At 43.4% G+C, this 6,127-nt stretch carries 5 protein-coding genes, 1 pseudogene and 1 other annotated feature; of the genes and pseudogenes, 4 read left to right on the top strand and 2 right to left on the bottom strand.

The window, feature by feature from the left end:
* The first annotated feature begins 201 nt into the window (after positions 1–201).
* From NI468_RS11775 to ruvX, 3 genes and pseudogenes are all read left to right on the top strand, one after another.
* Positions 202–1,435: pseudogene (locus NI468_RS11775) on the top strand (IS3 family transposase).
* Positions 491–604, top strand: a sequence feature (AL1L pseudoknot). Its footprint overlaps the pseudogene before it by 114 nt.
* A 277-nt stretch (positions 1,436–1,712) precedes the next feature.
* A complete protein-coding gene (locus tag NI468_RS11770) occupies positions 1,713–2,267 on the top strand; it encodes a YqgE/AlgH family protein (protein WP_180086785.1) in 555 nt (184 codons plus the stop codon).
* Entirely contained in the window at positions 2,260–2,703 is a 444-nt protein-coding gene (ruvX, locus tag NI468_RS11765; RefSeq protein ID WP_180086784.1) for a Holliday junction resolvase RuvX, read from the top strand. Before NI468_RS11770 ends, ruvX begins: the two co-directional genes overlap by 8 nt.
* Positions 2,704–2,767: 64 nt before the next feature.
* On the opposite strand, the gene NI468_RS11760 is transcribed toward ruvX, so the two are convergent.
* Positions 2,768–3,388: an alpha-ketoglutarate-dependent dioxygenase AlkB family protein gene (locus NI468_RS11760; RefSeq protein WP_005101447.1), complete on the bottom strand. Its 621-nt coding sequence runs from the start codon at positions 3,386–3,388 to the stop codon at positions 2,768–2,770.
* 151 nt (positions 3,389–3,539) lie between these two features.
* Here NI468_RS11760 and NI468_RS11755 point away from each other — a divergent pair, with 151 nt between their 5' ends.
* Entirely contained in the window at positions 3,540–5,342 is a 1,803-nt protein-coding gene (locus tag NI468_RS11755; RefSeq protein ID WP_253102056.1) for an ABC transporter ATP-binding protein, read from the top strand.
* Between the two features lie 60 nt (positions 5,343–5,402).
* On the opposite strand, the gene phoU is transcribed toward NI468_RS11755, so the two are convergent.
* A complete protein-coding gene (gene phoU / locus NI468_RS11750; RefSeq protein ID WP_005108465.1) occupies positions 5,403–6,122 on the bottom strand; it encodes a phosphate signaling complex protein PhoU in 720 nt (239 codons plus the stop codon).
* Positions 6,123–6,127 lie beyond the last annotated feature (5 nt).

The raw sequence follows: 6,127 nt of genomic DNA, 5'->3' as shown, positions 1-6,127 counted from the left end.
CTTTCACATACAATTTCAGTCGTTTTAAATTCTCAATTAGGTAATCCTCCTTTACAGTTGGAAAACTTAATTAAAAGTTGAGATTGGCGTAAAATTTAAGTAAGTTTTTACTCGGTTTATCTGGCTGTTTTAGCATAAATAAAAAACGCTTTGAACCGTACCAGGTTTGTCGGAGAGTCAATATTCTGAGAGACTATCCCGATGACAAAATTAAAATATACCCCTGAAATCAGAGAAAGAGCGGTTCAATTATTGATTGAATCCGAGAAAGATTATCCATCGAATTGGGCTGCGATCACAGCTATTGCTCCCTGAGCAGTATACTGCGCAAGGGTTGTACTCCTGAAACACTACGTGTTTGGTATCAAAAATATTTAGATAAACAAAATCCAGTTAAAGTACAGCAGCTTTCAGACCAAGAACGTATCAAACAACTGGAACGCGAAAATAAAGAACTGCAACGTGCTAACGAAATTCTACGTAAAGCAGCTGCTTTTTTCGCCCAGGCGGAGCTCGACCGCCCACACAAATAATGGTGGATTTCATCCATAACAATAAAGACTTATATGGTGTTGATGCGATTTGTAGGATTTTACCAATCGCGGGTTCTACCTATTATCGAACACTAGATCTCACAGTAAATCCAGAACATCGAGCGAAACGAGATCTACATGATGAGCATCATGCTGAACAAATTAAACGAATTTGGAAAGAAAGTTCAGGTCGATATGGTGTGCGTAAGGTCTGGCAACAATTGAAACGTGAAGGTTATGTTATCGCACGTTGTACAGTTGCTCGATTGATGCAGAAGCTAGGTATACAAGGTGTTTGGCGTGGTAAGAACAAACAAACCACCCGTAGCCGAGATGATCAAAAAAGAGCAGATGATTTAGTGAAACGTAATTTTAATGCTGATCATCCTGACCAACTGTGGGTGAGTGACTTTACGTATATTCAAACTCATTCAGGCTGGGTCTATACCGCCTTTATTATTGATGTGTTCTCACGAGCAATTGTTGGATGGAAAGTATCTACACGGATGAATACAGATATGGTGCTCGATGCACTTGAGCAAGCATTGCACGATCGAGGCATGCCAAAGAATGTGATTCATCATTCCGATAGAGGTGTTCAATATCTTTCTATTCGCTATACCAATCGTTTAGAAGCTGCAAATTTACGAGCATCAGTCGGTACAACTGGTGATTCATACGATAATGCTTTGGCTGAAACGGTGAATGGCTTATACAAAACAGAGGTGATTGAATATTTAAAAGCAGATTGGCAAGGTTTAGCAGATGTACAACTTGCGACACTAAACTGGGTAGATTGGTTCAATAAAAAGCGTGTACACAGTGCACTGGGTTATGTATCGCCTTTTGAGTTTGAAGCAATGTACTATGATAAGATTAACCCGTTAGGTCAGGTGGCCTAACTTAAATAAAAAAGTCTCCGACAAACCCGGTACAGTTCACTTAAAACTACCTCCCATCATTTAAATAAAATCACTGAAGGTCTTTTTAAAAGGAATTTTAAAACCGGCCTTAACCTGTTCATGCCTGATTTACCCCATATCCAAGTTGTCAGCCTAAGCATTTTATGGGATAACTAGCAGGAAGAAAGCCGCTGTTTGAGTGATTACAATTAGGCCCGTAGGCCATGCTTCACTTTTTCAGACTGCATAGCATACTGACTTTGGGAGAACTGCTCAGGTGACCAAACAGTTTCTGACACATCGTTGTCTGATTGCACCGCCGCATGCGAATGATGATTTTTTTGCCCAGACGGTCATTTATCTCGCTCGTCATGATGAAGATGGTGCCCAAGGCATCATTATCAATCGACCTGCCGGCATTCAAATTAAAGAATTGCTGAATGATCTGGATATTGAAGCAGATAATGTCAATCCGCATGAGGTATTGCAAGGTGGCCCTTTGCGCCCTGAAGCCGGCTTTGTCTTGCATACCGGTCAGCCGACCTGGCATTCCTCCATCGCCGTGGGTGAAAATGTCTGCATTACTACCTCCAAAGATATTCTGGATGCCATTGCACATAATGAAGGTGTCGGTCGCTATCAGATTGCCCTCGGTTATGCCAGTTGGGGCAAACACCAGCTGGAACAAGAAATTGCCCGTGGTGACTGGCTGATTTGTGATTCCGATATGGATCTGATATTTAACTTACCTTATAACGACCGTTGGGACGCTGCCTATAGAAAAATGGGCGTAGACCGCAACTGGTTATCTTCCGAGATTGGACATGCCTGATGTAAACGCGCCACAAACCATTATGGCGTTTGATTTTGGTACACAAAAAATGGGAATGTCGGTTGGACAATCCCTGATTGCAAGTACCAATCCCCTACCCTTATTTCCCATGAAAGATGGTATTCCCAACTGGGATGAATTGCTCAAAATCGTGAAAAGCCATCAACCGAATTTATTTCTGGTCGGTTTGCCATTGAATATGGATGATAGTGAATCGGAGCTGTCGACACGGGCGCGAAAATTTGCCCGCCGTTTACGTCATCAGACCAATATTGAAACCTGGATGGTAGATGAACGTTTGACCACCCGTGAAGCACGCGATGAACTGGGGCATTATCAGGCTCAAGGTCGTGGCAAGAAAATCTCTGCCGACAGCATTGCGGCTGCATTGTTGATTGAAAGCTGGTATCGCCATCCAGCTGGGATCACGCCTTAATCTGTTTTGAAAATTTTTTAAATCAGCATCCTTCAGGGTGCTTTTTTATGCTCCAAAATGCTTCTTAAGGATAAAAATAACGAAAGGTCAGGTTAATTCGTGGTGTTAAAACTTTGCTGGTTTTGCTGATACTATGCTTCCAGTGTTGCTGAGTCGCGCCACGCATCACAATCAACTGTCCACTGTGTAACAGCACATCGACTTTATCGCTACGAATTTTATGCTTAAAGCTCATTTTACGAGTGGCTCCCAGACTCAGAGAAGCAATGACATTTTCCCGAGAAGTACCTGTATATAACGCCGGCTCATCATCACTATGCCAGCCCAAGCCTTGAGAACCATCTTCATACAAATTGGCCAGACAGGAATTAAAGGGATGACCGACCAGAATTTCAATATGCTGCTTTAAACGGAATAATCCGGGTGTCCATACTTGAGCTTGCTTAAGTGTACCAGAATAACGATACTGATAATGTTCATCGCCATACCAGACTACCTGGCGGCCTGTGACATGGTGCTTGCCAAATAAATGTACTTCATCATGTTGCCAGGCCAGCTGACTGAGAAAATGCTGTAGATACTGCTGGCTTTGTCCCTCATCCAAAATCAGGCCATAATCCTCCACTACCCCATCAAAAGGTAATACATTGGCTTGCGGCTGGGGTGCAAATAAATCGAGAGTCATATCCATCAGATCCAGTATCCACATGAAAATACTGACATTCGACCTAAAGGATTACAACTGCTCTTCACAAATGACTACAACATTTATGCTTGTGGCTTGCCTAATTCCTGCCTAGACTGAATTCAATTTTCACAATAAAAATAATCCTTTTATGAACTTATGGCAGCTGTTTCAGAAACTTCGTCCCTTTGTTCAGCCTTACCGGTTGCTGGTGATTGCCACGCTGATTCTGACCCTGATCGGTTCATTCACCGCACAGGTCAATGCCATTACCTTGCAATATGCAGTCGACAGCATCAATTCGCTACTCGAAACCGGTCAAGGACTGGAGCAAGGCTGGCATATTCTGATCACGATTTCGGCGATTTTGCTTGGCAAAGAAATTATCAATGCCTTTGTCCAGTTCGGGCAGAAGTTCTATGGAGAGAAACTGCGGATTTTTGTCTCTCAGGATCTGGCCCAAGGGATTATTGAAAAGTTTTTAAAATATCGTCTGGAATTTTTTAATCAGGAAAATAACCAGGCCGGTAAATTACAGACCCGGATTGACCGTGGCATTGGCTCACTGACCCGTCTGGTACAAATCTTCTTTATTGATATTTTACCATTATTTACCAGTGCCATTGTGGCTTTGGGGCTGATGTACTATGCCAATATCTATGTCGGTCTGGTCGCGACTGCCATTGTCCCGATCTATTTCTGGCTGACCTATAAACAGGCGCAAAAGCTGGGAGGCTGGCGCCGTAACCTTCGCGATGGCCGGGAAAAAAAGAGTCAGGGTATTCTCAGCATCATCAACTCGATTACCGTGATCAAGTCTTTTAACCGCGAATCGATTGAATCGGAAAAGCAGTTGGGATTACAGCGTGAACTGACCGACAATCAGATGAAAACCCGCCAGACCAGTTTCCTGTTTGACGGCCTGAAAACTTTTCTGGAACAGATCGGGATTGTACTGATCATTATTCTAACCTCCTACTTTGTGCTGGATGGCCAGATGAGTATCGGCATGATCATGTTTCATGTGCTGCTATTTAATAATGTCTCTGCCCCGATCCGATCCCTGCACCGGATTTATGATGAAGTGAATGATGCCATGATCTACTCAGAAAGCTTTTTCAAGATTCTGGAAGCCGATGATGAAATTGAACAAAGCGGTCAGCAGAAACCGATTGTCCAAGGCAAATTTGAACTGAGTGGCGTGAATTTTTATTATCCAAATGGCCACCATGCCCTGAAAGATATTGATATGGAAATTCGCCCTAATAAAATTACCGCCTTGGTGGGCTTATCGGGTGCTGGAAAATCTACCCTGATCAGTCTGCTGGATAAATTTTATGAACCACAGCAAGGCCAGATCAAACTGGATAGCATTGACCTGAAAGATTATGACACCCAATATCTACGCGATCATATTGGTCTGGTCTTGCAAAAAAACCATATTTTTCAGGGCACCATCTTTGACAATATCCGTTACGGTAAAACTACTGCCTCAATGGAAGATGTAATTGAGGCGGCAGAAAAAGCCTCGATTCATGAGCAGATTTTACAGTTACCGGATGGCTATGACAGCGATGCCTTGATGCTGTCTGGCGGCCAGCAGCAACGCATTGCCTTGGCACGGATGTTCCTGAAAAATCCACCGATTATTTTTCTGGATGAACCGACGGCGAGTCTGGATGCAATTGCCACGGAACAGATCAAACAAAGTCTGGACCAGATCAAGCAAGGCCGTACCGTGATCATCATTTCGCATAGCCTGTCGCAGATTATTGATGCGGATTATACCTATGTAATGAAAGAAGGAACGATTGCCGAACATGGTGAACACGACCAGCTTTATCATCAGCAAGGCGTATATAAGGAAATCTTTGATGCGATGGCCAAAAGCCTGAATATTGAAAAAATTGCCAAAACTTTTGAAGATGATGCTGAGGAAGAAACTCATAGTTAGCTTTTCTATCCCAATAAAAAACCTCCGAGCTGGAGGTTTTTTTATTTAAGTCTGGAACGTTTAACGCTGAACTTTCTGTTCAATTTCTTCAACGCTGGTATGACGCACATCAAAACCTTTGACCATATAGATCACCTGTTCCGAAATATTCCGGGCATGATCGCCAATTCTTTCTAGCGAACGCAGCACCCATAATACATTGATGACACGACTGATATGCCGCGGATCTTCAATCATATAAGTCATAAGCGTACGTGTGGCTGATTGATACTCACGGTCAATATCCGCATCTGCCAACATGACCTTCAAAGCTTGATCTACATCCAGACGCGCAAAAGCATCCAGTGCATCATGAATCATCACCCGCACCTGGTTGCCAATATGCCGGGTTTCCATATAACCGCGCGGTGAGCCGCCCTCTTCACATAAGCTTTGTGCAATTCGGCCTATTTTCGAGGCTTCATCGCCAATCCGTTCCAGATCGGTATTGGCCTTGGACATGGCAAGCACCATACGTAAATCAATCGCGGCAGGATGACGGCGCGCCAGAATCAGGGTCAGCGCTTCATCAATATCTCGTTCCATCTGATTGACGACATTATCTTGAAACTGCACATCTACTGCCATTGAGACATCTGTGTCCAATAGGGCATGAATGGCATTAGCTACCTGCTGTTCTACCAGTCCGCCCATCGTCATGAATTTGGTATTTACGTCCTGCAGTTCTTCATTAAATTGCGAAGAAATGTGATGACTTAATACAGGATTATTTGGACACAAGGAAA

Origin of the sequence: Acinetobacter lwoffii (assembly GCF_024129355.1) — a bacterium.
In the GTDB taxonomy this organism is placed as follows: Bacteria; Pseudomonadota; Gammaproteobacteria; order Pseudomonadales; family Moraxellaceae; genus Acinetobacter; species Acinetobacter lwoffii_I.
This window is presented reverse-complemented; position numbering and strand designations above follow the sequence as displayed.

Excerpts from the sequence above, each read along its gene's own strand:
- ruvX (WP_180086784.1), top strand. The coding sequence starts at position 2,260 with ATGCCTGATGTAAACGCGCCACAAACCATTATGGCGTTTGATTTTGGT.
- NI468_RS11760 (WP_005101447.1), bottom strand. The coding sequence starts at position 3,388 with ATGACTCTCGATTTATTTGCACCCCAGCCGCAAGCCAATGTATTACCT.
- NI468_RS11755 (WP_253102056.1), top strand. The coding sequence starts at position 3,540 with ATGAACTTATGGCAGCTGTTTCAGAAACTTCGTCCCTTTGTTCAGCCT.